General features: G+C 62.1%; 26 protein-coding genes and 1 pseudogene. 17 read left to right on the top strand and 10 right to left on the bottom strand.

What is annotated here, in order from left to right; translation table 11 throughout:
• From BMI85_RS20450 to BMI85_RS20435, 4 genes are all read left to right on the top strand, one after another.
• Positions 1 to 645, top strand: a 645-nt coding sequence (locus BMI85_RS20450) for a TIM barrel protein (protein ID WP_078602616.1), incomplete at its 5' end; no start/stop codon positions are given.
• Positions 646 to 649: 4 nt separating this feature from the next.
• Positions 650 to 853, top strand: coding sequence for a hypothetical protein (locus tag BMI85_RS20445; protein ID WP_078549645.1), 204 nt, complete (start codon positions 650 to 652; stop codon positions 851 to 853).
• Complete coding sequence (iolB, locus tag BMI85_RS20440; protein WP_078602615.1) at positions 850 to 1,659, top strand: 5-deoxy-glucuronate isomerase; 810 nt, start codon at positions 850 to 852, stop codon at positions 1,657 to 1,659. The genes BMI85_RS20445 and iolB overlap by 4 nt, the downstream gene beginning before the upstream one ends.
• A 30-nt stretch (positions 1,660 to 1,689) precedes the next feature.
• Positions 1,690 to 3,291, top strand: a complete 1,602-nt coding sequence (locus tag BMI85_RS20435; protein WP_246832609.1) for a sugar porter family MFS transporter — start codon at positions 1,690 to 1,692, stop codon at positions 3,289 to 3,291.
• A gap of 87 nt (positions 3,292 to 3,378) precedes the next feature.
• On the opposite strand, the gene BMI85_RS20430 is transcribed toward BMI85_RS20435, so the two are convergent.
• From BMI85_RS20430 to iolG, 4 genes are read right to left on the bottom strand one after another with little or no spacing between them, the layout of a single operon-like run.
• Positions 3,379 to 4,422 carry a Gfo/Idh/MocA family oxidoreductase gene (locus tag BMI85_RS20430; RefSeq protein WP_078602614.1) on the bottom strand — a complete coding sequence of 348 codons (1,044 nt, stop codon included), beginning with the start codon at positions 4,420 to 4,422 and terminating at the stop codon, positions 3,379 to 3,381.
• An 11-nt stretch (positions 4,423 to 4,433) separates the two neighbouring features.
• The gene (locus tag BMI85_RS20425; protein WP_078602613.1) at positions 4,434 to 5,603 is read right to left on the bottom strand and encodes a Gfo/Idh/MocA family oxidoreductase; all 1,170 of its coding nucleotides are present in this window, start codon (positions 5,601 to 5,603) and stop codon (positions 4,434 to 4,436) included.
• Entirely contained in the window at positions 5,600 to 6,511 is a 912-nt protein-coding gene (gene iolE / locus BMI85_RS20420; protein ID WP_078602612.1) for a myo-inosose-2 dehydratase, read from the bottom strand. The genes BMI85_RS20425 and iolE overlap by 4 nt, the downstream gene beginning before the upstream one ends.
• Positions 6,511 to 7,524 carry an inositol 2-dehydrogenase gene (gene iolG / locus BMI85_RS20415; protein WP_168174835.1) on the bottom strand — a complete coding sequence of 338 codons (1,014 nt, stop codon included), beginning with the start codon at positions 7,522 to 7,524 and terminating at the stop codon, positions 6,511 to 6,513. The genes iolE and iolG overlap by 1 nt, the downstream gene beginning before the upstream one ends.
• A 112-nt stretch (positions 7,525 to 7,636) precedes the next feature.
• Between iolG and BMI85_RS20410 the strand changes: the two genes are divergently transcribed.
• The 6 genes from BMI85_RS20410 to BMI85_RS20385 all read left to right on the top strand — a co-directional run bounded on the left by BMI85_RS20410 (position 7,637) and on the right by BMI85_RS20385 (position 12,912).
• Entirely contained in the window at positions 7,637 to 8,647 is a 1,011-nt protein-coding gene (locus tag BMI85_RS20410) for a LacI family DNA-binding transcriptional regulator (protein ID WP_168174834.1), read from the top strand.
• 291 nt (positions 8,648 to 8,938) lie between these two features.
• Positions 8,939 to 9,958: a GSU2403 family nucleotidyltransferase fold protein gene (locus BMI85_RS20405; protein ID WP_078602609.1), complete on the top strand. Its 1,020-nt coding sequence runs from the start codon at positions 8,939 to 8,941 to the stop codon at positions 9,956 to 9,958.
• A 413-nt stretch (positions 9,959 to 10,371) separates the two neighbouring features.
• Positions 10,372 to 11,397 carry a YadA-like family protein gene (locus BMI85_RS21795; RefSeq protein ID WP_078602608.1) on the top strand — a complete coding sequence of 342 codons (1,026 nt, stop codon included), beginning with the start codon at positions 10,372 to 10,374 and terminating at the stop codon, positions 11,395 to 11,397.
• Positions 11,391 to 12,161 (top strand): YadA-like family protein, encoded by a 771-nt coding sequence (locus tag BMI85_RS20395; protein ID WP_078602607.1) that lies wholly within the window; start codon positions 11,391 to 11,393, stop codon positions 12,159 to 12,161. The genes BMI85_RS21795 and BMI85_RS20395 overlap by 7 nt, the downstream gene beginning before the upstream one ends.
• Positions 12,151 to 12,606, top strand: coding sequence for an invasion associated locus B family protein (locus BMI85_RS20390; RefSeq protein WP_168174833.1), 456 nt, complete (start codon positions 12,151 to 12,153; stop codon positions 12,604 to 12,606). Before BMI85_RS20395 ends, BMI85_RS20390 begins: the two co-directional genes overlap by 11 nt.
• A gap of 189 nt (positions 12,607 to 12,795) precedes the next feature.
• Entirely contained in the window at positions 12,796 to 12,912 is a 117-nt protein-coding gene (locus BMI85_RS20385) for a helix-turn-helix domain-containing protein (RefSeq protein WP_078602605.1), read from the top strand.
• A 194-nt stretch (positions 12,913 to 13,106) separates the two neighbouring features.
• Here BMI85_RS20385 and BMI85_RS20380 read toward each other — a convergent pair whose 3' ends face one another.
• A complete protein-coding gene (locus BMI85_RS20380) occupies positions 13,107 to 13,256 on the bottom strand; it encodes a hypothetical protein (RefSeq protein ID WP_348638984.1) in 150 nt (49 codons plus the stop codon).
• Positions 13,257 to 13,391: 135 nt separating this feature from the next.
• On the opposite strand from BMI85_RS20380, the pseudogene BMI85_RS21265 reads away from it, so the two are divergent.
• Positions 13,392 to 13,646, top strand: a pseudogene (locus tag BMI85_RS21265) (integrase core domain-containing protein); the annotation flags it as partial.
• 137 nt (positions 13,647 to 13,783) lie between these two features.
• On the opposite strand, the gene BMI85_RS20370 reads toward BMI85_RS21265, so the two are convergent.
• From BMI85_RS20370 to BMI85_RS20350, 5 genes are read right to left on the bottom strand one after another with little or no spacing between them, the layout of a single operon-like run.
• Positions 13,784 to 14,479, bottom strand: a complete 696-nt coding sequence (locus BMI85_RS20370; protein WP_078602603.1) for an alpha/beta fold hydrolase — start codon at positions 14,477 to 14,479, stop codon at positions 13,784 to 13,786.
• 2 nt (positions 14,480 to 14,481) lie between these two features.
• Complete coding sequence (locus BMI85_RS20365; RefSeq protein ID WP_078602602.1) at positions 14,482 to 15,270, bottom strand: CoA ester lyase; 789 nt, start codon at positions 15,268 to 15,270, stop codon at positions 14,482 to 14,484.
• Entirely contained in the window at positions 15,264 to 16,100 is an 837-nt protein-coding gene (locus tag BMI85_RS20360; RefSeq protein WP_078602601.1) for a MaoC family dehydratase N-terminal domain-containing protein, read from the bottom strand. The genes BMI85_RS20365 and BMI85_RS20360 overlap by 7 nt, the downstream gene beginning before the upstream one ends.
• The gene (locus BMI85_RS20355; protein WP_078602600.1) at positions 16,097 to 17,194 is read right to left on the bottom strand and encodes a CaiB/BaiF CoA-transferase family protein; all 1,098 of its coding nucleotides are present in this window, start codon (positions 17,192 to 17,194) and stop codon (positions 16,097 to 16,099) included. Before BMI85_RS20355 ends, BMI85_RS20360 begins: the two co-directional genes overlap by 4 nt.
• Positions 17,194 to 18,363 (bottom strand): acyl-CoA dehydrogenase family protein, encoded by a 1,170-nt coding sequence (locus BMI85_RS20350; protein WP_078602599.1) that lies wholly within the window; start codon positions 18,361 to 18,363, stop codon positions 17,194 to 17,196. The genes BMI85_RS20355 and BMI85_RS20350 overlap by 1 nt, the downstream gene beginning before the upstream one ends.
• Before the next feature lie 99 nt (positions 18,364 to 18,462).
• Here BMI85_RS20350 and BMI85_RS20345 point away from each other — a divergent pair, with 99 nt between their 5' ends.
• From BMI85_RS20345 to BMI85_RS20315, 6 genes are all read left to right on the top strand, one after another.
• Positions 18,463 to 19,404: a LysR family transcriptional regulator gene (locus BMI85_RS20345; protein ID WP_078602598.1), complete on the top strand. Its 942-nt coding sequence runs from the start codon at positions 18,463 to 18,465 to the stop codon at positions 19,402 to 19,404.
• Positions 19,405 to 19,914: 510 nt separating this feature from the next.
• The gene (locus BMI85_RS21260) at positions 19,915 to 21,540 is read left to right on the top strand and encodes a hypothetical protein (protein WP_143595221.1); all 1,626 of its coding nucleotides are present in this window, start codon (positions 19,915 to 19,917) and stop codon (positions 21,538 to 21,540) included.
• 80 nt (positions 21,541 to 21,620) lie between these two features.
• The gene (locus BMI85_RS21255) at positions 21,621 to 21,800 is read left to right on the top strand and encodes a helix-turn-helix domain-containing protein (RefSeq protein WP_143595227.1); all 180 of its coding nucleotides are present in this window, start codon (positions 21,621 to 21,623) and stop codon (positions 21,798 to 21,800) included.
• 171 nt (positions 21,801 to 21,971) lie between these two features.
• Positions 21,972 to 23,807, top strand: coding sequence for a site-specific integrase (locus BMI85_RS20325; RefSeq protein ID WP_078602594.1), 1,836 nt, complete (start codon positions 21,972 to 21,974; stop codon positions 23,805 to 23,807).
• Positions 23,808 to 23,816: 9 nt separating this feature from the next.
• A complete protein-coding gene (locus BMI85_RS20320; RefSeq protein ID WP_078602593.1) occupies positions 23,817 to 25,265 on the top strand; it encodes a hypothetical protein in 1,449 nt (482 codons plus the stop codon).
• A 276-nt stretch (positions 25,266 to 25,541) separates the two neighbouring features.
• The gene (locus BMI85_RS20315) at positions 25,542 to 26,120 is read left to right on the top strand and encodes a hypothetical protein (protein ID WP_078602592.1); all 579 of its coding nucleotides are present in this window, start codon (positions 25,542 to 25,544) and stop codon (positions 26,118 to 26,120) included.
• Positions 26,121 to 26,180: the final 60 nt, after the last annotated feature.

Here is a 26,180-nt window from a genome sequence, read left to right as displayed (position 1 = left end):
GACAAGCTCAAGCATAATGGCTGCAAGGTCTGTATTGCCTGCGAGACGTCGAATTCGGTGCAGGGGCAGGACGTGCCGCTGAGCGAGAAGGCGGTTCTGAGCGCCGCCGAAATGGCCGAATTTGGTGCCAAGGTCGAGGAACTGGCGGCGTTCACCGCAGGGCAGGGCATTGATCTGGTCTATCACCACCACATGGGCACCGTCGTCGAGACGCCTGTCGAGATCGACGCGTTCATGGCGGCGACCGGCCCTGCGACGAAGCTGCTGTTCGATGCGGGGCATTGCTATTTCGGCGGCGACGGGATCGATCCGGCGCCGATCCTGCGCAAATACGTCGACCGCGTGCGCCATTTCCACGCCAAGAATGTTCGCCCCGAAGTGATGCGCAAAGTGCGCGAGGAAGGCATGTCCTTCATGGACGGGGTGCGAGGCGGCGTCTTCACGGTGCCCGGCGATAGTGAAGGTGGGATCGATTTCGCGCCGCTGCTCTCGATCCTCAACGAGGCTGGCTATGACGGATGGATTGTGATCGAGGCCGAGCAGGATCCCGAGCAGCGCAACCCGTTCGAGTATCAATCTCTGGGGCTCAAAACCCTCAAGTCAGCCGCCGTTGCGGCGGGGCTGATCGCCACCGAACAGGCCTGAGCGCATGGCCCGTGATCGCTTCCTCGATTTCGACACGCCTTGGTTCCGCCCGCTGTGGAAGCGGTTGCTGGTCGTGGGGGTGGCCCTCGGTTGGGGGCTGTTCGAACTCGTCGCCGGTGATCCGGGCTTCGCGATCCTGTTCCTCGCGATGGGCGGGTATGCCGCCTATCGTCTTTTCGTGACCTTCAATCCGAGAGAAGATAAATGACCGATCTGCTGCGCAAACCCTTTGGCACTCATGGTAAAGTCCACGAGATTACCCCGCAATCTGCGGGCTGGCGCTATGTCGGCTTCTCGCTCTACCGGCTGCGGGCAGGGGGGAGCGCAGCGGAGGCCACTGGTGATCGTGAGGCGATCCTAGTGATGGTCGAGGGCAAGGCCGCGATTAACGCCGCCGGGCAGGATTGGGGCGTGTTGGGCGAGCGCATGGATGTCTTCGAGAAGACCCCACCGCATTGCCTCTATGTGCCCAACAATCAGGATTGGGAGGCCGTGGCCGAGACGGATTGCACGATCGCGGTGTGCCTCGCGCCGGGTAAAGGCGGGCATGAGGCGCGCCGTATCGGGCCCGACGGGATCAGCCTGACCGAGCGCGGCACCGGCACCAATACCCGCTACATCAACAATATTGCGATGGAGGCCGAAGATTACTGCGACAGTCTGCTGGTGACCGAGGTCTTCACGCCGGCGGGCCATTGGTCTTCCTATCCCAGCCACCGCCATGACGAGGATGATTTCCCGCGTATCACCTATCTCGAAGAGACCTATTACCACCGTCTGAACCCTTCGCAGGGCTTCGGCATTCAGCGGGTCTATACCGAGGACGGAACGCTCGACGAGACGATGGCGGTTTCGGACGGCGATGTGGTGTTGGTCCCGCGCGGGCATCACCCCTGCGGCGCGCCCTACGGGTTCGAAATGTATTACCTCAACGTGATGGCCGGGCCGCGCCGCAACTGGCGGTTCCAAGCTGATCCGGCGGTGCAGTGGATCATGGACCGGGATGCGAAATAGGGCACGCAATTTTCGCTAATTCACGCCGCTTTGACGCAGCTAAGACCAAAATTTTCAAACGAAATACGCTCGCAAATTTGTCTCGAGCGTAATCGGCGCTGCGCGAAGACAGTGGCTTGGTCAGGACTAACCACCCGTTCGGAGGGTTTCGCTCCCCTCCAATTTCTCAGGATTGACCATGGTTCAAATTCTGTAACCAGGGTGCGCTTATCTCAAATAGGAGGAAAGATGGGGCAAGGTAATGCGCTCTCGTTCGACGCTGCAGCGATGGTTAGAGAAACAGACCACGCGCGCCGCTTAGCGCTTCTGGTGATCGTCGCGACCTTTGGTGGACTGCTCTTCGGCTACGATACCGGAGTGATCAACGGCGCGCTGGAGCCGATGAAACGCGACTTGGGACTGACGGCGACGTCCGAAGGGTTCGTCGTCTCGATTCTGATCTTCGGTGCCGCGCTCGGCGCGCTCGTGGGCGGTTGGATGGCTGACCGGATCGGGCGGCGGCGCAATATTCTTGGTCTCTCGGTGCTGTTTATCATCGGCACACTGGGGGCGGCTTCCGCGCCCAACTGGGAGGTGCTGGCCGCGTTTCGCGCAGTGCTCGGGCTCGCCGTGGGCGGAGCCTCGACGACGGTGCCAATCTATTTGGCCGAATGTGCCCCGGCGCGGCTGCGCGGCAGTCTCGTAACGCGTAATGAGTTGATGATTGTTGCCGGTCAGTTCGCGGCCTTCGTGATCAACGCCGTCATATTCAGCATCTGGGGACAACACGCCTTCGTCTGGCGCTACATGCTGGTGATCGCGGTGCTGCCTGCGATCGCTCTTTTGATCGGCATGCTCCGGATGCCGCCGAGCCCGCGCTGGCTAGCTGCCGAAGGGCGCCACGATGAGGCGCTCGAGGTGTTGAACCAGATCCGGAGTGCCGACGAGGCATCGCGTGAACATGCGGAGATGTGCAGCGAAAAACCTACAGAAGAACCAATGCCGAAGATCTGGCAGGCGGCTTGGGTGCGGCGGCTGATCTGGATCGGCGTCGGGCTGGGCGTGTGCCAGCAGCTCACCGGGATAAACGCGGTGATGTATTACGGCACGCAGCTTTTGCAGGATGCTGGCTTCTCAGCACAAGCGGCGATCATCGCCAATATCCTCAACGGGGTAATGAGCCTTGCGGGGATTGTCGTGGGTCTCGCGATCATGAACAAGGTCGATCGGCGGTTGATGCTGCTGGCCGGTTTTGGGCTGATCGCTATCTTGCACCTGATGGTGGGCGGCGCGGCCCTTTGGATGCCGGAAAACTCAGCGAAACCCTTCGTGGTCATGACGCTGGTCGCTGGGTTCGTTTTCGTGATGCAGGGCACGATCGGGCCGCTGGTCTGGCTTTTGTTGGCCGAGATCTTCCCGCTGCGCATCCGCAGCTTCGCGATGGGGGTTTGCGTCTTCGCGCTCTGGATCGCGAATGCGGTGCTGACCTTCGCCTTTCCGCCCTTGGTGGCAGCCTTCGGAATTTCCGTGACATTTTTCCTGTTCGCGGCGATTGCGGCGGGCTCGTTCTTCTTTGTGTTCAAAGCCGTCCCGGAGACCCGCGGGCTGTCGCTCGAAGCGGTGGAGGCAAAATTCCGGCGCGGGGGGCTTTAAGCTCTCTGCCCCGGACCACCGCGGACACATTAAAACGCCCGGTGAGCGGTCACCGGGCGTTTTGTCAGGGCGGTGCGGCTAACGAGATTACTCGACCAGTCCGGCTTGAGCGAAGTCGATGCCCAAAACTCGACGGATATGATCGAGCGTGGCCATCCCCATCAAGCTTTCGTCGAGCGGGCGGCAGGCGGTCTCGGTCTGCCCCTTGCTGATGCAGCGCGCGACCTCCGCCGCCTCCCAGAACAGCCCTTCGAAATGGCGGCCCGTGCGTTCCTCATAGGTCAGAACGCTGTCGTTGGCCTGATTGTGCAGCGAGAAGCCGCCCGGCAGGTAGACCTCGGTGGTGAAACGCAACGTGGCCTGCCGCCCGACCACGGCGGCATTGGTGGGCGTGAAGCCGTAAGGCGTCGTGCCCAACGTCGACAGCCCGGTTTTATGGCGCATGGCCAGTGCGATCTGCCCGTTGACGCCTGCCGGATCATCGATACCGAATCCCGCGATGTCATCGGGCGCACCCATCATCCGGGTGATCAGTGAAACCGGGTAGGTGCCCAGATCGAGCAGTGGCCCGCCCGCCAACCTGGCATCGAACAGCCGGTGATCGGGCGGCAGATATTCCCCGAAATCGGTATAGGTCGCGCTGATCTCGCCCAGCACGCCATCGTCGAGAAGCTGCGCGATCACATCGAATTTCGGCAGAAAATAGGACCAGAGCGCCTCTGCGAAAAACAGCCCCTTGTCGCGCGCCAGCGAGACCATCTCGGACGCCTGCGCATGGTTCAGGCCCATGGGTTTTTCGACCAGTACATGCTTGCCCGCGTTCAGCGCCAGCAGGACATGTTCGTGGTGGAAGTTATGCGGCGTCGCGACATAGATGACGTCGACGTCGGGGTCATTCACCAGATCCTCGTAAGATCCGTGCGCGCGAGGGACGCCCTCGGCATCGGCGAAGCGGCGGGCGCTGTCGAGGTTGCGCGAGCCAACGGCGGAAAAGATCTGCTGAGTGTGCGCCGTGGCCGAGCGGACGAATTGTTGCGCGATCCAGCCGGTGCCAAGCAGGCCCCAGCGAATTGCAGGGGCCTGCATCGGGTCGCCGAGGCGCGATTGCGGAAGAGTGGTGGGAAAGTTCATGATTATCCTCCTCAGCGGGTCACGGTTTCCCAGCCGCGGGTTTCCAAGCTGCGTTCCATCGCGTCAATGATCCGTTCGTTCTCAAGCCCGAAGCGAAAATCGGGGTAGCAATCCACACTGGATACGATGCCCTCGATGAGATCACGGACCTCGATGACCTTCACGTCGAAGTAACCCAAGCCGCCTCCTGCGAAATCGAAGGGGAAGAAGGCGGCGAACTGCGGAACCTGGCTGCCTGCGAGCAGGGTCTTGAAGCCGCGATCGCGTTTTTCCTCGCCATAGCGGGCGACTTTCAACTCGTTGAAGCGTTCGCCATCCATGATGATCGTGCCCTCGGTGCCCGAGATTTCCCAGTAGACGCCGAAAACCTTGCCGGCGCTGACGCGGCTAGCTTCGATCGTGCCGCCCGCGCCCGAGGCGAAGCGGATCATCGTCTGGATCTGGTCTTCGTTCTCGACCTCTCGTCGGTCGGCATCCTTGCCAGCCTTGGCGGAATAGCCGCCGGCGCCCTGCGGCACGGGGCGCGTCGGGAAGAAGGTCTGAGTCTGCGCAATGGTGCTTTCGATATCGCCCATCAGGTATTGCGCGACTGAGATCACGTGGCTGCCCAGATCGCCAAGCGCGCCTGAGCCCGCCTCGCGACGCGTGCAGCGCCATGAAAACGGAAGATCGGGATCGTTGAAAAAACCCTGATCGAACCAGCCGCGAAACCGGATCGGCTGGCCGATCTCGCCCGCATCGATGATCTGCTTTGCCAGCATGGCGGCGGGGGTCTTGATGTTGTTGAACGCCACCATCGTCTTGACGCCCTTGGCCTCTGCCGCGGCCGTCATCTCCTCGGCTTCGGCCAGCGTGACCGAAAGCGGCTTTTCGCAATAGACGTGCTTACCCGCTTCGATAGCGGCCATTGCCATCTCATGGTGCATCATGTTGGGCGAGGTGATGTCGACCACATCGATATTGGGATCATTGACCAGCTTGCGCCAATCGCCCGTCGCATGTTCGAACCCGAAGCGACGTGCGGCATCGGTGGCCAGTTCCTCGCTGGCATCGGCCAGCATATAGAGATGCGGCTGCGCGGGTAGGTCGCGATAGAGCAGCTTCACGCGGTTGAACGCATCGGCGTGGGCTTGCCCCATGAAGCCCGAGCCGATCAGGCCGATATTGAGGGTCTTGGTCATTGGTGGCTCCCGAAAAGCGATGTGATCATGTCAAAGGCGCGCTTGGTTGCGGCTTTGGGTTCGGCCTCTGGTCGGGCAGGGTCCTGTTCGGCCTCGACTACGAGCCAGCCCCGATAACCGCTGTCGCGCACCCAGTTCGCGAGGGGGGCAAAGTCGATATCACCATCGCCCGGCACGGTAAACATGCCGCTGCGCACCCCCTCGTTGAAGCTGATATCGTTGGCGCGCACTCGCGCCATTCGATCCGCGCGCATGTCCTTGAGGTGGATATGCGTCACCAGATCGCCGAAACGTTCGAAGAGCGTCATATAATCGAAGCCCCCCGCCGCCGCGTGACCGGTATCGACCAGCAGGCCACAGCGCGCACGCTCGATTAGGTGACTAACCTCGTCGAGCGTTTCCGCGACCATCATCAGGTGATGGTGATAGGCCAGGCTCAGCCCGTATTCCCCCCGAAGCGCGCGGTCGAATTCTGCCAGGCGATCGGCATAAGCAGCCATTTGCTCGGCATCAAGCGTGAGCCGCTTCGTCATAGGCACATCCAGCGGCGCGTCGGGATACATCGTGCCGCAGGGACCGTAGACCATCGTCTCGGCGCCCAGTGCAGACAGCAGCGCTGCGTGACCAGACACGGCGCTCAGCTCTTCGTCGACGGAGCGCTCGGTCAGAAATCCCGAGTGCCAGCCGGAGGCCAGGGCGAGACCGTAATCGTTAAGCAGCGGTCCGAGAACGTCCGGCTCGCGCGGGAATTTCCGGCCAAGCTCAATGCCTTGATAGCCATTTGCGACCGCCTCGGAGAGGCAGGTTTCCAGCGAGATATCCGCGCCGAGGTCTTCGAGCACGTCATTCGCCCAGCTCAGCGGAGAGACCGCCAGCTTCACGCCGTGCGGCAAATTCGTGATCGTCATCAAATTGCTCCCGGCTGCCAGTTCGGGGAAAGGTCGACGGGCTGACCAGTCTTGATCGAGACGATTGCCGCCTCGGCCAGTCGTTGCGCCTCGAGCCCGTCTCGGATCGTGGCCAGAGGTGCCTTACCATCGCGGATCATCGCCACGAAATCGACCATCTCGTCAGCGTAAGCGCGTGCGAAGCGTTCGATGAAATAATCCTGTGGCGGCGCTTTCATTTCGCCGGCGCTCGTCGCAATGCGGATATCGGTTTGCGGCCCATTGTCGATGAACAGGCTCTCATGGGCGCAATGCGCCTCGAGGCGCTGGTCGTAGCCCATTGGCCCGCGCCGTGAGTTCGACATCTGGATCATCCTGCCCGATTGCGTGATGAGGGTGATCGCGAGCGTGTCGATATCACCCGCCGCACCGATCTCGGGGTCGACCTTGCAGGCGCCGAGCGCGAAGACCCGCGCGATTTCCTCGCCGGTCATGTAGCGTGCCTGATCGAGGTCATGGATCGCGCTGTCGCGCACGAAGCCGCCCGACGTTTTTATATAGGATACAGGAGGCGGAGAGGGATCGCGGCTTTGCATCACAAGCTGCTCGAGCGAGCCCGAGGCCCCATCGGCGATCCGATTTCGCACTGCCCTAAAATTCGGATCATAGCGACGTTGGAAGCCCATCATCACATTCACTCCGGCAGCTTCGGCCTCTGCGGCGACCCTCTGAACGGTCGCGAAATCGAGGCTGATGGGCTTCTCGCAAAAGACCTCTTTCCCGGCTGCGACGGCAGCCAGCAGAAGATCTGCATGGCTGTCGGTCGAACTCGCGATGACGATGCCTGCCACTTGCGGGTCGGCGAAAACTTCCTCGGGGCTCGCGATCCGCGCGCCGGTCGTTTCAGCAAGCATGGCGCGGGCCGGGCTGTCGACCGGATCGACGAGATGGCTCAGCGCGACGCCGTCCATTCGGGCAAGGTTGCGAGCGTGGACTTGGCCAATGCGGCCGGTCCCGAAAACTGCGATCTGCATATGTGAACTCCTCCTGCCGGGGCTCCAACCCGGATTACGCAAGATTGCGCTGGCAAGGGGGCTCGGAAAACGACAAATTTGATGAAAATTCATCAAGCACGGAGAGATGCGCATGACACGCAAGGTGACTGCCGCGGAGGTCGCGCGTGCTGCGGGAGTGTCGCCTGCAACAGTGGACCGGGTTCTCAACTCACGCGGCGGGGTCTCTGCCGACAAGGAGCTCGCGGTGCTCACTGCTGCGCGGCGTCTTGGGATCGACCGCGCACTCAATAAGCGCGCTGCGCGGACTTTGCGCATCGCGGTATTGGTGCAGCCACGGACCAACCCTTTTCACGAGCTCGTTCAGAGGCAGTTCGAAGACGCGAGCCGAACTTATGCGCGTTTCAACATGCAATTTCGCATCCATCACGCAGATCCGGGCGATATGGCGCAGGTTGCAAAGAAAATCCGAAGTCTCGCGACGGATCACGATGCAATCGTCCTGCTCAGTCCCGAGGATCCGCGCTTGGGTGAGGCATTGGAGGCTTTCCACCGAACAGCAAAGCCGGTCATCGCGATGGCTACCGAGTTGAGTAGTATTGGACCACATCAGTATGTCGGGCCCGACAACCAGCAATCGGGCCGGGTCGCGGGGGACCTCATGGCTCGGCTGTTAGGGTCTGCGGGCGGCGACGTGCTAGTCGTCGCTGGTTTGTTGAGCATGACCGGGCAGCGCCAACGCGTCCATGGTTTCGCCGAGGTGCTGGCGGAACGATATCCGGAAGTTCGAATTGCAACGGTGCTTGAGAGCCGCGAGCAGGGCGAGAACGCTGGCGATCTTGTCTATGCTGCACTAAAGCGGAATCCGAGGCTGCGTGGAATCTACAACGCTTCGGCCGGGGCGCCAGCCGTAGTGAGGGCGCGCGCCGCTTTGAACCGGATGGATACGATCTTCATCACACACGAATTGACCGACACCTATCGCGATCTCCTACAAAAAGGTGCGATTGATGCAATTCTGGATCAAGATCCCAAACAGGAGGTGCGCATAGTCGTAGAATTGCTCGCAAGTCGGTTTGGACGGGCGGAGTTTCCACCGACGCTCGTCACTCCTGTGCGCATCCACATGATCGAGAACGGGTGAACCGCAGGTCAAGAAAGTTCCCGCTTCAGCAGAACCTGAAGGCGAGTCTTGACCTTATGAAATCCACCCTGACCTCGCGCCGCCCTAAACATTTAGCAGACAACCTTCGATACGCTTCGATGTTACCGATAAGTTATTATTAGCTTTGGAAATTTATTCCCTACTTTTATTCTCTACCATAGTAGGTATCCACTCAACTAAGGCTTGTGATATCGTGTGTGCGACAAATTACAACTTGTCGCACACGCCCCAATGTGCGACAAACTGAAACTTGTCGCACATGAGGTCGCAATGGACATCATCTCGCATAGCCAAACCGCGCAGACGGCCTATCAGGACCTGCTGCGCCTGCATCTCGACGAGCGCGCCGCCGAAGTGACCGGCGCGATCGAGGAGCGTCATCGCGGCGACCGGACCTATCTTTACGAGCGGCTGCGGATCGGAACCGAGACGCGCAGCCGCTATCTCGGCGAGGACAGTCCGGAGCTGCGTGACCGGCTGGCGCGGGCGGCAGCCCTGAAATCCGATGCGCAGGCGCGCCGGCAGCGGATGACGCGGCTGACCCGGATCCTGCGCGCCGAGGGCTACATCGCCACCGACCGCGAAACCGGCTCGCTGTTTCTCGCCTTCGCGCGGGCAGGGATGTTCCGGCTTGGCGGCACGCTGATCGGCACCGCGGCTTTCGCGCTCTATCAGGGCGAGCTGGGGGTGCGGATGGATACCGAGACGCTGGCCCAGACCGGCGATATCGACCTCGCAAGCTTCCAACGCCTTTCGGTCGCGCTGCAGGACAAGGTCGAAGAAGACCCGGGGGACATCCTCTCGGCGCTAAAATTCGACCCTGTTCCGGGGCTTCAGGACCGGCAGGTCTGGAAATGGCGGCAGAGCCGGTCGGAGGTCATGGTTGAGTTCCTGACGCCCGCCTTCGGCGACGAAACGGTGAAACCGCTGCCCGCGCTCGGCGTCTCGGCGCAGGCGCTGAACTATCTCAACTACCTGATCGCAGAGCCGATCCCGGCGGTGGCGCTCTACCGCTCGGGCGTGCTGGTGCAAATCCCGCGCCCCGAGCGCTTCGCGATCCACAAGCTGATCGTGGCCGACCGCCGCCGCGAGGGCCCGGACCGGGGCAAATCCGCGAAGGACCGCGCGCAGGCCGCCTTCCTGATCGAGGTGCTGGCCCAAGACCGTCCCGACGAGCTGGCCGAAGCCTGGGAGGACGCCCAATCCCGCGGCCCACGCTGGCGCACCCGGCTGGAGGCGACGCTTGCCCGCATGCCCGAGACAGCGGCGCGGCTCGCGGACCTTGGGTAGGGCAGGGGGGCGATCCCCCTAGCGCTACGTTGATCCAGCGGATCAATCGACTGGCGCTTAAACCGAGGAAACTCTCCGCAACGAGCGCGCCTCTCTCGCCTGCTTGCGAATGAAAGCTTCCGTCTTGATCGGGGCCACCTACATGGAAGCAGCGCGAGCGTTCACGCCAAGCGGATCGGCTCCGCCTGCGCAGTTTTCCCCGCAATGCCAGAGGTGCGGTCAACTCCACTCATTGCACCTCGGCAACAGTCCGGCCTCATTCGCACCCCGGCAACTTTGGCTATTCTCATGCACTAAGCTGTTGGTCTAAGAAAAACTTATCGCGCTCGTGGGGTAAAGGCGCGCAAAAAGGAACCGATTTAAGGTGGCGCTATTTTCGCGCGAAGTTGGGGTGAAGGACTTTGAGAAGTGGATTGATCGGGCTGGTAGCCCAAGCTGCAATCTTCGCAGCAAGCGCGGCGCCCGCTGCGCAGGTATATTCGGGCGATCTGGTTGTTTTGGGAAATGCTTGCGTCGGACTCGATTGTGCGCCGAGTGCTCCCTCTGAAGCGCTCGTTCTCAGTGAAAACAACACACGTATCGCGTTCGGCTCGACGGACGGCATGCGGATGACCGCGAACCAATCGTCAAACGGTAGCTTGTCTGGCTTCTTCTTCGATGCATCGCAGAGCGGGACTTATTCAGACGGTCCGGTGGAAGTCACGGGGTATGCGCTCAACGGGACTGTGGAAGCCGATGGGCGTCTCAAGATAGCTGCGGCAGATTTCGCGACGCTTGCACCGCGATCCGCGTATGCTCCCGCCGGCACGGATACCACCTTGACGTCGGATTCGAACCCGCTTGACGGAAACGCCTATATCTACCTGCCTGCCGGGAGCTATACTGGCAACGGCTCGACCGGCCCCTATTTCATCAATATGGGCCCGGTCGTCGCGCAGGACGAAAGCGGCAACCCGATCACCACCTCGGGCACGTACACCACTCACGCACCGTTCGTCGGGTTTCTGGCTGGCGACGGCGGTGTCACCTTGGGTGGAGCCAGCACCGCGACTGCAGGGCAGGTTTCTGTCGGATCGTCGGGCGCGACGCGGCGGATTTCCAACGTCGCCGACGGGATCGAAGCGAGCGACGCAATCACTGTCGGGCAGCTGTCGCGTCTCGGCGGTGATGCAACGGCGCAGTCGCAACGCATTGACCGACTTGAGAACGATCTCACGACGATGAGCGCGATGAGTGTTGCCGTTTCTGCATTGACGGCCAATCCGCGCGGCACGGGTGCGCCCGCACTCGCGATCGGTCTCGGACATTATGACGGTGTCAGTGCCGTCGCCGCCGGGGTGGTTTTTCAGGTGGCAAGCCACGTAACTTACAGGGTCGGGTTCGCTGACACGACCCATTCTGATGCGCAAATTACTGTCGGAGGCGCCTTTACATGGTAAAATATTCAATTCCCGCGGCCGTAATGGTGCTGCTTGCGACCGGGGCTGTGTCGCAAGCGGCCGAGGTCGTTTCGCAAGACCTCGTCGTGATGGGCAGTGCCTGTGTCGGCTCGGGCTGCACCACGTCGACCGACTTCGGTTACAACACCATCATCGTCAGCGGCGACAGCCCGACGATCCTGTTCAACGATACGAGTTCTTCGTCCGCTTTCCCGACGACGGACTGGTCCGTCGGAACCAACGCGGGCGTTTTCGCGATCACGAATGTCGACACGGGGCAAAACGTGATGCAGGTAAGCTCCACCGGGAACGGGGTTGCTCTGGGCGCGGGCTCGACGCTGGTCGAAGGCGCGATTTCGGTCGGATCCGAGACGAACAAGCGGCGGATCACGAACGTGGCCGACGGCGTCGCTGCGAGCGACGTGGCAACCTACGGCCAGCTGCTGGCGGCGATGGATGCAGCGGGCCCGGCAAACAATGCGCTGATCCAGAAAAACGACCAGCGCATCGACAAGTTGAGCGATGAGGTGTCCCAGGTCGGCGCGATGTCTTCGGCGTTTTCGGCGCTCAGCATGAACCCGCGCGGCGAGGGCGACAATTTTCTTTCGATCGGCCTCGGCAACTACGCCGGAACGTCGGCTCTGGCGGTAGGTTCCTACCACTTCCTCGATGGCAATCGCATCTTTTTGAACACAGGCGTTGCGCGCGCGCTGGACAACGGAGCCCACACCGCAGTGCGGCTGGGGGTCACCTTTGGCGGGTAAGGCGGTTCTGCTCAGTTCGCTTCTTCTCGCTGGCGCTGCATCGGCGGGAGAAAGCTTCGGCAGCTGGGACGTGACCTGTTCGGACGACAAGATTTGTCTGGCCGAACAGGTCAATCAGGACAAGACCGGCGAAACGGTGATGCGCACGGATATCGCGCCGGTCGAGGGCGGTCTCGTCTTGCAGGTGAAAGTGCCCGCCAAGGTTCGTCTGACGGAGGGCCCATGGCTCACGGTCGACGGCGTCTATATCTCGGACTTGAAATTCGAGAACTGCGCAAACGGATGCCTCGCACGCGTCGCTCTTCCGTCTGCGCGAGCCGCGGCACTCACCCAGGGAACGCAGGCGATGATTACCGTGACGGGCCTGGATGGCCGGCGCATCGGGATTCCGCTTTTGCCGACTGGCCTCTCAGACGCAATCACTTCGATCAAGAGCAAGAAGTAGCAAGTTGCGGCTGGTTGACCTCCAACGCTTTCGGCGTCAATGGCAAGTGCAAGTTCTTCGCGCTGCTCTCGCGTCCGCGGCGTTACTTTTACATAATATTTATTACAGGTTTTTACAGTGTGGCCGGGGCACATTCTAATCTGGGTTGCGACAAATCCCCTATCTTGCTGAAAAGCAAGGAGAAGGAAGATGGCCCACACAGAGCTGTATCTGCGCGAACGGCGCGCGATCGAAGACATGCTGAATGCGAAGATGCCGATTGCGGAGATCGCGGATCGTTTGAGTCGAGGCGCCTCGACGATCTAACGGGACATTAAACGGAGCCGGCACAGCGATAGCGAACTGCCGCAGCTGGACGGCTATCATGCCGTGGCTGCGCAGGACAAATACGAACGGCGTCGCGCCGTTCATCGCAAGCTCGTCATCCACCCCGAGTTGAAGGCCGCCGTCGAGGACGAAGCCTATCTGCACTGGAGAGTTGTAATCTCCGAGAAAGGCAATCAGACATCGATATCGTCCACGGTGTTCGTGATGGTCAGTCGCCGCCGGGGCCGCTTGCCGGGGGCGGCAATCAACACCTCGTGGCGGTGTTCGGAAATGTCGATGCCTACCAGAACACGGGCATCCGCAGTATGTTGCACCTTAGTCATAGCCGATCTCCTCAGTGGTGTGGTTTCCAAAACCACCATATAGACCCAAGCCCGGTTGTGGCCGCCCGCTGCGCGATGGAAGGGTTCCACACGCGGCCATAACCTTCAAAAACAGCCTGCTTCCTGACGCGCTATGGCAGCGAGTTCATCTCCCGCGACTTCGATCTCTGGTGCTATGCAAAGCAGGTTACCTTGGACTTTTTACGGCCCGGCAAGCCAACCGACAATGCATTCATCGAAGCGTTCAATGGCCGGTTCCGGACCGAGTGCTTGAACCAGCTTTGGTTCCTCACCCTTGTGGATGCGGCCGAAAAGTTGGAGGCTTCGCGTAGATACTACAATGAGGAACGGCCACACGGCGCGATCGGGAACAAGGCCCCGATCACGCTGACGAAATCGGGGACGTCACCAGCCCGTCACCCTGAGCAAAGCCGGGAAACTCTGCGTAAGGGCAGTAGAGTTCTGGGGTGCGGATCAACACCAACCGGGCTGCGGTCGCAGTTGGATGAAAGACCCGTGGCAGGTCATTAGCGGTGCATCAGGCCGATGAGTTCCGTCGTGACAACCACAGGCTGCTCGATCGGCGTGAGATGCCCGCTGCCCGGCAGCACGCGCAGCCACGAACGCGGGATCGCCGCGGCCATGTCCATATGCACCGCGGGCGGCGTCAGAACATCCTCGCGCCCGCACAGCACCAGCGTCGGACAGGCGATGTTTCCCAGATCCGCGCGGCCATCCGGTCGATCGATCAGGCTCTGACGGATGAGCACCTCGGGACCAAGCCGGGCGGTCATCCCGCGCACCCGCTCGACCATCGCCGCATTCGTCAGATTCTCCGCCGACAGATAGTTCTGCAACAGCTTCTCGCCAAAGCCGTGAAAGCTGCCCGGGCTGCGCGCAAGGGCGACGAGGCGCTGACGTTCGGCGGCGCGCGCCGCATCGTCGGGCAGCATCGTCGTATCGAGCAGCGCGAGACGCGTGACCCGATCCGGCGCGATCCGCATGATCTCCTGGGCGACGATGCCGCCAAGCGAGAACCCCGCGAGTGCGAAATGATCTTCGGCAATCGTCAGCACATCGCGCGCAAGCTCCGCCAGCGTCGTGCCGCGGGTGATATCTGCAACCACGGGCCGCGACACCTGCTCGAGCTCGGGCAGCTGATCGCGCCAGAGCTCCGCGTCGTTGAGCAGACCCGGGATCAGGATCAGTTGCTGTCGCGACATGATTACTCCGCGAAGGCGAGGATCGCCCGGGCCCGGATGCGAACCGGCTCGTCGACCATGGCGCCATCGACCGACACCGCGCCGTCGCCCGAGGCGAGCACCCGGCGCGCCCAGTCTCGCTCGGCCTCCGAGGGGGCAAAGGCGCGCTTCACCGCGTCGAGCTGCTTGGGGTGGATGCAGAGCTTGCCGGTCATGCCGAGCGCCCGGGCATGGGCCGCATCGTCGAAGCTGACCTGCGGATCATCGAGCTGCACCGTCACCCCGTCGATCGGCGCGGCGACCCCCGCAAGGCGCGCGGCAAGAACCAGCTCCGATCGCACCGGCAACAGCACGTCGCGCAGATGTGCGCAGCCCAGATCGGCACAATAGTCGATCGACCCGAAGGCGAGCCGTTCGACCCCCTCGGCCGCCGCAATCGCCCGCGCTTCGGCCAGGCCCCGCGCACTCTCGATCAGCGCGATCACCGGGTTGCCGGTGGTCCGCGCAACGGCGGTGCAACCGCTGGCGGTCTCGGCCTTGGGCAGGATCACACCGGCCACGGGCAACCCCGCGACCGCCGCCACATCCGCATCATGCCAAGGCGTTCCCGCCGCGTTGATGCGCACCAGCACCGGAAGATCGGTGAAGTCGGCCGCAAGCGCCGCCCGGGCTGCGTCCTTGGCGTCCGCGGCCACCGCATCCTCGAGATCGAGGATGACCGCATCGGTGCCCGCCGCGGCGGCCTTGGCGAACCGCTCGGGGCGGTTCGCCGGGACGAAGAGCGGGGCGCGAATGCTCGCGAGGCTCACCATGTCGCGCGAGCCTCCATCGCGACGGGCCCGTCGACATAAGAGGTCCAGAGCCGCAGACCCTCGCCATCCTCTTCGGCATTCAGCGTGAAGTCGGCGATATCGAACAGCGGCGACAGCGAGCGGAAATCGAAGCGCGCCGGCAGCCGTCCACCGATCGTCTCGGCGAACTGCACGAGCATGGTGGCCTGGATCGGGCCGTGAACGATCAGGCCCGGATAGCCCTCGACATTGGTCACATAGGGCGCGTCGTAGTGGATGCGGTGCCCGTTGAAGGTCAGAGCGGAATAGCGGAACAGCAACACGGCGGAGGGATCGATCTGCACGTGATGCGCGCCACGCGGTGCGGCCGGCGCCTTGGACGCAGGCGAGGCCCCGGCCTCGACCTGACGATAGACGATGTCCTGACGTTCGCCCAGAATTTCGCGCCCGTCACTCGAGATCGCATGATCGACGGTGACAAAGCACAACATGCCGCTGCGGCCTTCCTTGATGGTTACGTCGCGGATCGTAGAGCGGCGGGTGACCGTCTCACCGATCCGCATATCGTCGACGAAGCTCAGCGACCCGCCCGCCCACATGCGCCGCGGCAGCGGCACCGGCGGCAGGAACCCCCCGCGCGCTGGATGCCCGTCGGGACCGAGCGACGCGGTCGGCCACGCTGGCGGTGCGAGGCACCAATGCAGCATCGAGGGTGCGGCCGCGCCCTGCCCCGTGTCCCCGTCTTGATCGAAGGTCGCGTTGAAGCGCTGCACGAGTGCTGCGGTGACATACTCGCTCGCGACCTCTTCCCCGCCGATCCATTGACGCAGATGTTCGATGTCGAGGGTCATTTCTCATCCTTTCCGGGAAGGGCGGGAACCGCACCATACTGGCGCGTTTCATCAGCGAAGATCGGGGCCGGAGCGGGATAGGACACCGGACCGTTCGGCGTGTCGACCGTGATGCGGCGCAGATGCGGGTGATCCGAAAGGCCCTGCATGTCGTTGACCGAAGCAAAGGCCACATCTGCCGCCTCGATCGAGGCAATCGCCGCGTCACGCGCCTTGCTCCCGAAGGTTGCCGTGACGATCGCATCGAGCGCGTCGCGGTTCGCCACCCGCTGAACGTTGGTCGCAAAGCGCGGATCGGTGCCGAGCGTCTCGTCGCCCAGGAAGATCTTCGCCATGTTGCGCCATTCGCGGTCGCTCTGCACGGCGATCAGGATCTGCGCGCCATCCTGACAGGCGAAGACGCCGTAAGGCGCGATCGAGGGATGCGCCAGACCGATCCGCTTGGGCGACTTGCCGCCCTCGTGGTTGAGCAGAGGCACCGTCAGCCAGTCGGCCATCACGTCGAACATCGAGACCGAGATCGTGGCTCCCTTGCCGGTGATGCCGCGCCGGATCAGCGCCTCGAGGATCGCCGAATAGGCCGTGGCACCCGTCGCGATATCGACCATCGAGATCCCGACGCGAGCGGCGCTTTCCGGCCCGCCGGTGATCGACGACAGACCCGATTCCGCCTGAATCAGCAGATCATAGGCCTTGCGATTGGCCATCGGCCCGCCCTCGCCATAGCCGGTGATCGAGCAGGTGATCAGCCGCGGGAACTCGCGCTCGCGCCGCTCGCGATCGAAGCCGAGCCGCGCGAGGCCGCCGGGCTTGATGTTCTGCACGAGCACATCCGCATCCTTGAGCATCTCAGCGAAGCGCGCCTTGTCCTCGGGCTTGGTCAGATCGGCGACCACGGTTTCCTTGCCACGGTTGAGCCAGACGAAATAGCTCGACTGGCCCTTGATCACCGCATCATAGCCCCGCGCGAAATCGCCCTCGTCCCGTTCGATCTTGATCACCCGCGCGCCCGCATCGGCCAGACGCGACGTGGCGAACGGCGCGGCCACCGCCTGTTCGAGGGCGACGACGGTAAGTCCTTCGAGAGGCAACATCAGAAGCTCCGCGGCAGGCCGAGCACGTGCTCGGCGACATAGGACAGGATCAAGTTGGTCGAGATCGGAGCGACCTGATAGAGCCGCGTCTCGCGGAACTTGCGCTCGACGTCGTATTCGCAGGCGAAGCCGAAGCCGCCGTGGAATTGAAGGCAGGCGTTCGCCGCCTCCCACGAGGCCTTGGCGGCGAGGTATTTCGCCATGTTCGCCTGTGCGCCGCAATCCTTGTGTTCGTCATAAAGGCGGCAGGCCTCGAAGCGCATCAGGTTGGCGGCCTCGAGCTCGATGTAGGACTCGGCGATCGGGAACTGCACGCCCTGGTTCTGACCGATCGGACGGCCGAAGACCTTGCGCTCGGTCACATACTGGCTGACCTTCTCGGTGAACCAGTAGCCGTCACCGATGCATTCCGCCGCGATCAGCGTGCGTTCGGCATTCAGGCCGGTCAGGATGTATTTGAACCCCTTACCCTCTTCGCCGATCAGGTTTTCCTCGGGGATTTCCAGATCGTCGAAGAACAGCTCGTTGGTCTCGTGGTTGACCATGTTCAGGATCGGGCGGACGTCCATCCCCTTCTTCATCGCCTCGTTGATATCGACGAGGAAGATCGAGAGCCCTTCGGATTTCTTCTTCACCTCGCTGAGCGGCATGGTGCGCGCGAGCAGGATCATCAGGTCCGAATGCTGCACCCGGCTGATCCAGACCTTCTGGCCGTTGACGACATAGCGGCCGTCCTTCTTGATGGCCGTGGTCTTGAGCTGGGTGGTATCGGTGCCGGTCGTCGGCTCGGTCACGCCCATGGATTGCAGCCGCAGCTCGCCGCTCGCGATCTTGGGCAGGTATTTCTGCCGCTGCTCTTCCGACCCGTGCCGCACCAGCGTGTTCATGTTGTACATCTGGCCGTGGCAGGCGCCTGAGTTACCGCCCGAGCGGTTGATCTCTTCCATGATGATCGACGCCTCGGTAAGGCCGAGCCCCGAGCCGCCGTATTCCTCGGGGATTAGCGCCGCCATCCAGCCCGCCTTGGTCAGCGCATCGACGAATTCCTCGGGATAGCCCCGGGCCTCATCGACCTTGCGGTGATACTCGGAAGGAAATTCCGCGCAGAGCGCGCGCACCGCATCGCGGATTTCCGTAAAGGCGTAGGTGTCGGTGGTTGAAGACGCCATGTCAGATCCCGTTTCTTGAGCTGACTGGAAAGTCGGGCCTTGCGTTCCATAAGTCAAATATGTGTTTATTCTATCAAGTATACGAAAATCATATGGAAGATGATGGACCTGCGGCAGTTGCGCTATTTCCTTGAGATCGTCGAACAGGGCTCGATCTCGCGGGCGGCCGAGCGGTTGCGCGTCGCGCAACCCGCGCTGTCGATCCACTTGCGCAACCTGGAAACCGACCTCGACGCGACGCTCCTGCTGCGCGGGCGCTTCGGGGTTCAGCCGACCGAGGCGGGGCAGCTGCTCGTGCGCCACGCCCGCTTCATCCTCAACGAGGTGACGAAAGCCGAGGACGAGATCCGCTATCTCGGCAAGGAACCGACTGGCGAGGTGCGCGTGGGCTTCAGCGGAACGATCAGCAATATCCTCGCGGTGCCCCTGATCGAGGCGGCGCGTGATCGCTTTCCCGGCATCCGACTGACGATCTCGGAAGCGATGAGCGGCTTCGTCGCGGAATGGCTGGGGAACGGAGAAGTCGATCTGGCCATTCTCTATTCGCACGCCTCCGAAGGGGCGCTGGAGGCCGAGAAGCTGCTGGACGAAGAGCTGATGGCCTTCGCCGCGCCGCGACGTCTGAAGGGCGACTCGCTCTCGATCGGCGAACTCGCCAAGAGGCCGCTGATCCTACCGAGCCGGGCACATGGGCTGCGCCAGATGCTCGATGCGGCGGCGATGCAGGCGGGTCAGATCATCAAGCCGTCCGTCGAGGTGGATTCCTACACCAACATCAAGGCGCTGGTCATGCGCGGCCAAGGTCTTTCGATCCTGCCGCTGCACGCGATCGCAAGCGAGAAACGCACGGGACAGGTTTCCGTAGTGCGGATCGCGCCCGAGCTGATGCGATCTGCCTATCTGGTGCATCGCGCGAACGCGCCTCTCTCGCGGACGACGCAGCTCGTGCGCGACCTGCTGCGCGAGGTGACGGTCGACCTGGTGCAACAGGGCCGTTGGGTCGGAGCAAGGCTCGCGCCCGATATCATCGGAAAGGTCTGAAATCGACCGCCGGGTCCGGGGGGGCGGCAAGGACGTTATGCTAAATATGCACCGACACAGTTCATCGTATCGCCTTAGGTTTCATCGGTTCTGATGAGAGTTTCGGAGCGACGGGGATTTGGGGTGAATAGACCCGCGTTTCTTAGACGCCTTCGTGCCTCACTTTCTGCTGCCGCGACGCGTCTTCCGCGGACAGGATTTCGATCTGGGGTGTGTCTGTCCGCTCCACCGCGGAGAGCGGCGACGGAACCGCCCCTCTAACAGCTCGAGGGATATGTCGTCGCTCCGACACATCCGGTCGGGCATTCCGACATCACCCGGCCAACTGTTCTGGATTTACGGTCACGGGAGACGTAACCACTGAGTATGCGCTCTTGATGTCGCCTATAGTTAATGCGGGCAAGCTGTTCGAGGCTCGCGAAATCGGAGTCGCGCGCGGCGCCATCCGCGTCTTCCCGAGGTTTCAAACAAATCACTTCTGCACGACATCGACCGGTCCATGTCCGATCGATGCAAAGTCTCGTCACCCTTCCCGCCCCGTCCTCGATAGAAGATCTCTCTGCGGAAGCTTATGTTGATCTCCTCCACCCGCGTCACTGCCACGGCCGACCTTCGGTCCTCTGGTTCGACGGCGAAGAATCGCAGTGCCTGTGCCTCACTGCCAGCGACCTAAAGTTCGGCGTGTCCAGCCTTCTGGACGGTCGGGCATATCTCTCGATGAACCGATTTTGGAAACGGGGGAACCTCGACCAGCTCAAGACTCTGAACGCGCTCTACGTAGATCTCGACTGGCACAAGATGGCTGAATGGCGCGAGCAGAGCCCGGACGAAGTCGAAGCGGCGATCCTGCGCCACGTCTGCGCCTCCAACCTACCCGCGCCATCGGTTGTGCTGCAGAGTGGACGCGGCTCTGCCCTGATCTGGCTCATCGACGAAATGCCACCCCAAGCTTTGCCTCGCTGGCAATCGACGATGCGCGCACTCGGGGATGTGTTCGCAAGGTTCGGTGTCGATCGCTCGAGCCAAGAAGCGGCGCGCATCTTTCGGCTCCCGGGCAGTATCAATGAGAAGTCGGGACGGCGGGTGCGCGTCTCCGGCGGAAGCGCAGGAAGGCACGACTTCGATGCCCTCTCCGACGAGATCTTCCAAGCTGCAGGCCTGCTTACCCGCGTTGAGCTGCAAGTGCTTCTTGCAGAAAAACGCGCGAAGCGACGCTCGAACGTAAATCCACGCGAGATGCCTTTCGGCCTCCCCCCGGCGGCACGCTTTCGTCAGATCCGCGATGATCTTGAAGCTATCCGGATGTCGCACGGCGGGCGGCTCCCGGAAGGCCTGCGGAACACCTGGCTGCATCTCTACGCGACTTCGCTGACGCATGATCCACGAGAGACGCAGATCGCCCAGAAAATCGAAGCGATGGCTCAGCTCGCGACACCTGATCTGCCAGCGCAAGAAGTCGCGGCGATAATTCGCAGCGCGGAAAAGCAGGCCGCACGAGAGCGTGGAGCGACCCCACTCAAAGATGGCCGCTATCACTATTCTGGAGGGACAATCGCAGAACGTCTCGGAATTTCAGGGGAGGACGCACGCGCCCTCGCCCTGCGCCAGATCATGCCTGCTCAAGAACGAAAGCGCCGCAAGGCAGAGGCTGAACGGAAACGGCGGGCGCAGAATGGGGCGCAAACGCGAGCGGAATATCTCGCACAGAACAGCGCCTCACGCCGCGAGATCTGGAAAGAGTACGGCCTGAGCCGAACCACCTATTACAAGCGCAAGAAGGACGGGACGCTTCCACCTCTTCTCGTTTCGCAAGGTCCGGACAGGTCCGTGCCCGCGACAGGGGGAACCATAGGGCAGGACAACAGCTGGAATTCCGCAGCAGCTCATACCGACCCCAGCCCCGAACCCACACCCCCTACCCCGCCACTCCACGAAAATTCTGAACGCGAAAATTTGGATTTGAACGGCGATTTCCCTCTCTCCTTTCCAACGAAAGGAAAATGCCGATGCCGAAACGCTCCAAGACCTCTGACGTCGACCACGCCTCAACCCTCCTCAGTGCCGCCGACCTGCTTCGCCGCTGGCAAGCAGGGAGCGATGCGACGCTCTGGCGCGCCGAAAAAGACGGCCTTCTGATCCCGGTCCGCGAGGGCCGGCGCAGGGGCTATTCGTGGGAGACGATCTGGGCCTTCGAGGGCGGGCAGCCGCCAAGGGTAATGGAAGCAGCTTATCGAAAACGATTGCTGACTCCTGAACAGGCGGCAATGCGCGTGCCCTACCGACCGTCGACGCTCATCACCAAGGCGCGAGAGGGCACCCTGCCCTGCCGCAGGATCGGCACACGCGTCCGTTTCGTCGCCGATGAGATCGATCGCTGGCTGTGCTCATGGCTGTGATCGCCGCCACTGCGCCTGAACGGGAGAACCGCCATTTGAACGGGTTTTCTACCCCTTTGAACCAAACACCCCCCGAACTTCATGGGCCAAATCTGCGTGAGCGTCTCATTCATCTTGGTCCGAATGAACGCGCCACTCAGCAGACGAAATCTTACCAGCAAGGATGAAATAATGACTCTCAACGATATCTACCTCGCCCTGCCCAATCTCTATTCCGAGTCCTCCGCAAGGGCTTACGGCGCAGCGTTTCGCCGCGTCGAGAAGATGACCGGCCGGACCCTCAAACAGATCCCTGCGGATGACGTCGCCTGGACCGAGATTGCCCGCCATATCGTCTGGGCCGGGGAGTTTCGGGCCGCGACGCCGAAGGCGGCGGAGCGCGCGTTTCATACCTGGTCGGGAAAAATCAGCGCCGCGATCCGGAAAGCGCAGGAGGCGACTGCAGAGGCGTCTGTCGCTCCCGATGCGCGCCTCGCATGGGACCAGTTGATCAATTACGCCAAGCGAGTGCAGAACCGTCCGGGGCCCGATGGGAAAAAACTGCTGCCCGGAATGGCAGATGTATCGCTCGCAAATCTGCGGGCGCGCCTCGGGCATGTTTTTCCCGCAGAACTCGATAACGGTGCGGCCGCCGAAGCGCTCTCGTGTATTCCCGCAGACAAGACCGCGTCCTTCCGTCGCTCGATCAAGCTCCTCGACAAGATGATCTCCCAAAGGGACCGGCATTACGAGATCGCCGCCCTGCTCCCGACATCGCCGGTGGGGTCCCTTCCGGGACTGCGGGACGCTCCGCTCGACTGGACGGCACTCCCCGCATCTCTGGTCGCTTCCTGCGAAACGGCGATCGAGCGGGCTATCAATGGGGAGCGGCCGCAGCGCGATCGTTTCGGGGGCAAACTCGGCGAAGACCCGCTGCCGCGACGGAGCAAGAACAAGCGCAAGATCCGCAACCCTGAGCTTAGACGCAAAAACCACCGCCAGGCTCTGTCCTGGCTGATCCGGCACACATGGTCGGACCGCACCCCACCCCCTGACGTTACTCAGCTTGAAGACCTTCTGACCTCCAAGCATGTCAAAATGGCGACCGCAAAATACGCGGAGAGAACGAAGCAAAGCAAAACCCTCAAGACGGCCAAGGAGACGTCTTCGACGCACTCATGGCTCGCGACCCTCGATACGCTCGCGAAGCGTAATGACCTCGGTGACGACGTGCTCGATGCGATCGCTGATTTGCGGTTCTCCGACACCGTCCACAGTGACTACGCAAACGAGATGGCGGCAGAACGTGCGGCATTCCTAATGCTCTTGGATCACAACCCCGAAGTGGTTCGAGCCATTTTAACCGGTCCGCGCGTTCTGGCGCGCGAGGCACGGCGCGGGCTTGATGGGTGGGACAAACTGGGGGCACACGCCCAGACCGAGGCGCTTCATTTGGCGATGGCCTCGGCAGCGATGGCTCTTCAGCTCTCGCGCCCCCTGCGGACGCGCAACATCCACGAGCTGACAATAAGCGGGCAAGGAGCCGAGCTTTGCCTCCCGCGTCGCAAGGGGTCCTTGGCGATGATCGACATTGCCCGGACGCGTGTGAAAAACAATCGCGACATTTTCCACGAGGTGCCGGCGGTTCAGTGGAAGACGCTCGCGCTCTGGATCGAGGAAGGGCGCGAAAAGTGGTGCGCGGCTCATGGGATAGATCCCGAGCTCAATCCTTACCTCTTCCCGGGTATCAAGAGCGGTGAGGCGATCTCGCGGGGCACATTCAACAAGTTTTGGAATCGGGGCATGTCGCGCATTGGCGTGATCGGCCTCAATCCGCACCTGATGCGGCATGTCGGCGCGACGCTCTATATTGCACAGAACCCCGGCGCCTACGGCGTCGTCGCTGACCTGCTGGGCGACAAGCTCGACACGGTGCAGGCATTTTACGCGCGCGGAGCCGGACGCGAAGCGGCCCGTCTCTTTGCCGAAGTGATCCAGCGCCTCGACCCGACACTCAACCTTTCCTGAGGAGGCCTCATGGCTCATCAAACTTTCTCGCGCGCCGAGCGGGTCGCACGTCTGCTTGCGCGAATGCAGAACGTGCCCCAGCCTGTCGCCCGCGCGGTTGCGGAGGCAGTTGTTGAAGGCACGCTCAAGGGGCGCGGCGCACCCGCCGCGCTCGAGCGTTTCTATGGCGCCCTCGCGGCGGCGGGTCGAACCCCCGAAACAGCAAATCGCGAAGACTTCGAGGCTGCAGCAAGCAGCCGGACGAGCTACCGGACCCTGATCTCGGCCCTTACGCGGTTTGATCGCTCCGTGCCGCTTGCCCCGGCCCGAGACGTAACGAAAAACTGGGATCGCTGGTTGAACTCGACCTACGGCAGCAAACCGAAAAAGCCTCGAGTCTCTACCCGGATCGCGGCGCTGCCCGAGCAATGGCCTGCGCTTTGGCGCGAGGCCCTCCCTCTTCTCGACCGGGTCGTTCGCCGCGGTGAGACTGTCTACAAGCCGCTTCGGGAGAAGTCGCGCGCGTCCGTCGTCGCCGCCATCGGAACCTGCGAGACCGCCCGGACCTGGGCTGCCGCGCACGGCATCGCGCTCGGTGAGACCTTCTGTCCCAATCTCGCCGAGGTGTTCCTCCGTTATCTGCTCGTCGAACGCGGGGTCTCGGCACGCTCCGCCGCAGACTACTTCGAGCGTGTGGAAGGTTTCGCCTATCGCGGCCGGCTCTTCGACCGGGCCGCCGCAGAAGCGTTTGCGGATATCCGCGGCCAGTTGCGGGCAGAAGCGGAGGATCAGCCGGAAGGCAAACGCGCAAAGGTCCAACGTTTTCTGAAGGCGTTCGACCTCGCCGATATCCTGCATGCGGCCGCGCGACTTTCCGAGGCAGCAACGTCTTGTCGAGGGGACAGTGCTCAGGCCGAACGGCTCAGGCGCAAGTCCGTGGTCTTCGCGCTTCTGGTCAACGGGTCGGACCGACAGGGAGACCTGTCACGGTTTCGGATTGGTCGCGAGATCCAACGGCTGCCCGATGGCACCTGGGAAGTCGAGTTTCGCCAAGCGAAGACGCGGCGCCGGAAGGAACTGGGTGCTCTCTGGCCCTTCACGGGCCGCCTTCTCGATGCGCATGTGCTGGCCGATCGTCCGTCGTGGCAGCTCAAGGACCGCATGGCGGAATTGGATGGGATGAACCTGCTCAGTCTTGGGGAGGACGGGTATGGCACCTACCACCCGAGCGCTCTTCTCCAAGAGGAAATCGGAATTTCCGGGCACCTGATCCGGACGCTGGTTACGAACCTGATCCGCACGGAAGAACCGGATGCGGCATGGGCAGCGCAGGCGCTCCTCGGCCACTCAAACCGCTACTCGCAGCGCGCTTATCTCACGGATTTCCGCGTCACGGCATCCGTGCGCGAATGGCAGTCCGCGATGGCGGACCTTGAGAAGAAGGTCGCGTGCTCAACGATATGCGACGAAGCGCTTTAGAGCGCTTCGTCGGCAATTTCGGAAAAGCTAGCCGTCCTTCTCTGCACTTCGAAAACCGCGCGAAGGGAATGTCTTTGGCGCTCTGCGGCGCCTTGACGTCGGAGCGAGACGTCGGGTCGAGGCGTGCCCGACTTTTTCAGAAAAATCGGCTTTGGAATTTCCAGGCCGAGACGATGTCCCTGTCAGGCCGGGCAATGAGGCTTGCCGCACGCAGCTATTCGTTGAATGCCATTCATCAAATGAATCAACGAATGATTACATGAAGACCGAGGTTACATGACTGAAAAAAGCACTGCAGGGCGCAAACCGAACTACACCGATGACGACATCGCCGATGCGATCGCCGATCTGCGTTTCAATGGTCAGGACTTGAACGGGAAAAACGTTTGTGACTGGCTCAAGGTGGCGGGCATCGCGAAGGCCCCGAGCGCGGAAGCTGTCAAAAAGGTCATTCAGCGGGTTCTCGAACGCGAAAAGGAAGCAGAGAAAAGACGGCTGCTCGCCGCTTTGCCTTCCGGGATGGTCGAGGAACTCCAGCCCGGTATGGAGGAGTTGACTTCACATGTTCATATGCTCCTCGCCCGAGCACATCGGGACATGCAAAAGACCACCGAAAGCTCGCTCAATGCGGCGAACGCCTCCATGGAATATCGCGACAAGCGCATCGCCGCGTTGGAGGATGACCTCGAGGGATCGATCAAGAAGACGGAGCAGCTGACCGAGCAGCTCGCGAAAGCGCAGAAACGCATCGATAGCTTGGTCGCGGAGCGCGACAAGCTCAAGAACAAGGTGACGAAGCTTACAGCCGCGAAGGCAACGCTCGAAGATGTCGTGAAAACGTTCAAAGACCCCTAAAGTCCGGCGGGCTTCCCTGCGTAAACTTGCCCCACCGGCGGTCATTTTGCTGCAATCACC

The sequence above is a fragment of the Thioclava sp. DLFJ4-1 genome, from assembly GCF_002020145.1.
Lineage (GTDB): Bacteria > Pseudomonadota > Alphaproteobacteria > Rhodobacterales > Rhodobacteraceae > Thioclava > Thioclava sediminum.
Note: the sequence above shows the minus strand (reverse complement) of the source record. Positions and strands in the feature narration are given on the sequence as shown.

Coding starts and splice junctions, on each gene's coding strand:
- BMI85_RS20445 (WP_078549645.1), top strand. CDS start 650: ATGGCCCGTGATCGCTTCCTCGATTTCGACACGCCTTGGTTCCGCCCG.
- iolB (WP_078602615.1), top strand. CDS start 850: ATGACCGATCTGCTGCGCAAACCCTTTGGCACTCATGGTAAAGTCCAC.
- BMI85_RS20430 (WP_078602614.1), bottom strand. CDS start 4,422: ATGAACTTTCCCACCACTCTTCCGCAATCGCGCCTCGGCGACCCGATG.
- BMI85_RS20425 (WP_078602613.1), bottom strand. CDS start 5,603: ATGACCAAGACCCTCAATATCGGCCTGATCGGCTCGGGCTTCATGGGG.
- iolE (WP_078602612.1), bottom strand. CDS start 6,511: ATGACGATCACGAATTTGCCGCACGGCGTGAAGCTGGCGGTCTCTCCG.
- iolG (WP_168174835.1), bottom strand. CDS start 7,524: ATGCAGATCGCAGTTTTCGGGACCGGCCGCATTGGCCAAGTCCACGCT.
- BMI85_RS20410 (WP_168174834.1), top strand. CDS start 7,637: ATGACACGCAAGGTGACTGCCGCGGAGGTCGCGCGTGCTGCGGGAGTG.
- BMI85_RS20405 (WP_078602609.1), top strand. CDS start 8,939: ATGGACATCATCTCGCATAGCCAAACCGCGCAGACGGCCTATCAGGAC.
- BMI85_RS20395 (WP_078602607.1), top strand. CDS start 11,391: ATGGTAAAATATTCAATTCCCGCGGCCGTAATGGTGCTGCTTGCGACC.
- BMI85_RS20385 (WP_078602605.1), top strand. CDS start 12,796: ATGGCCCACACAGAGCTGTATCTGCGCGAACGGCGCGCGATCGAAGAC.
- BMI85_RS20380 (WP_348638984.1), bottom strand. CDS start 13,256: ATGACTAAGGTGCAACATACTGCGGATGCCCGTGTTCTGGTAGGCATC.
- BMI85_RS20370 (WP_078602603.1), bottom strand. CDS start 14,479: ATGTCGCGACAGCAACTGATCCTGATCCCGGGTCTGCTCAACGACGCG.
- BMI85_RS20365 (WP_078602602.1), bottom strand. CDS start 15,270: ATGGTGAGCCTCGCGAGCATTCGCGCCCCGCTCTTCGTCCCGGCGAAC.
- BMI85_RS20360 (WP_078602601.1), bottom strand. CDS start 16,100: ATGACCCTCGACATCGAACATCTGCGTCAATGGATCGGCGGGGAAGAG.
- BMI85_RS20355 (WP_078602600.1), bottom strand. CDS start 17,194: ATGTTGCCTCTCGAAGGACTTACCGTCGTCGCCCTCGAACAGGCGGTG.
- BMI85_RS20350 (WP_078602599.1), bottom strand. CDS start 18,363: ATGGCGTCTTCAACCACCGACACCTACGCCTTTACGGAAATCCGCGAT.
- BMI85_RS20345 (WP_078602598.1), top strand. CDS start 18,463: ATGATGGACCTGCGGCAGTTGCGCTATTTCCTTGAGATCGTCGAACAG.
- BMI85_RS21260 (WP_143595221.1), top strand. CDS start 19,915: ATGCAAAGTCTCGTCACCCTTCCCGCCCCGTCCTCGATAGAAGATCTC.
- BMI85_RS21255 (WP_143595227.1), top strand. CDS start 21,621: ATGGAAGCAGCTTATCGAAAACGATTGCTGACTCCTGAACAGGCGGCA.
- BMI85_RS20325 (WP_078602594.1), top strand. CDS start 21,972: ATGACTCTCAACGATATCTACCTCGCCCTGCCCAATCTCTATTCCGAG.
- BMI85_RS20320 (WP_078602593.1), top strand. CDS start 23,817: ATGGCTCATCAAACTTTCTCGCGCGCCGAGCGGGTCGCACGTCTGCTT.
- BMI85_RS20315 (WP_078602592.1), top strand. CDS start 25,542: ATGACTGAAAAAAGCACTGCAGGGCGCAAACCGAACTACACCGATGAC.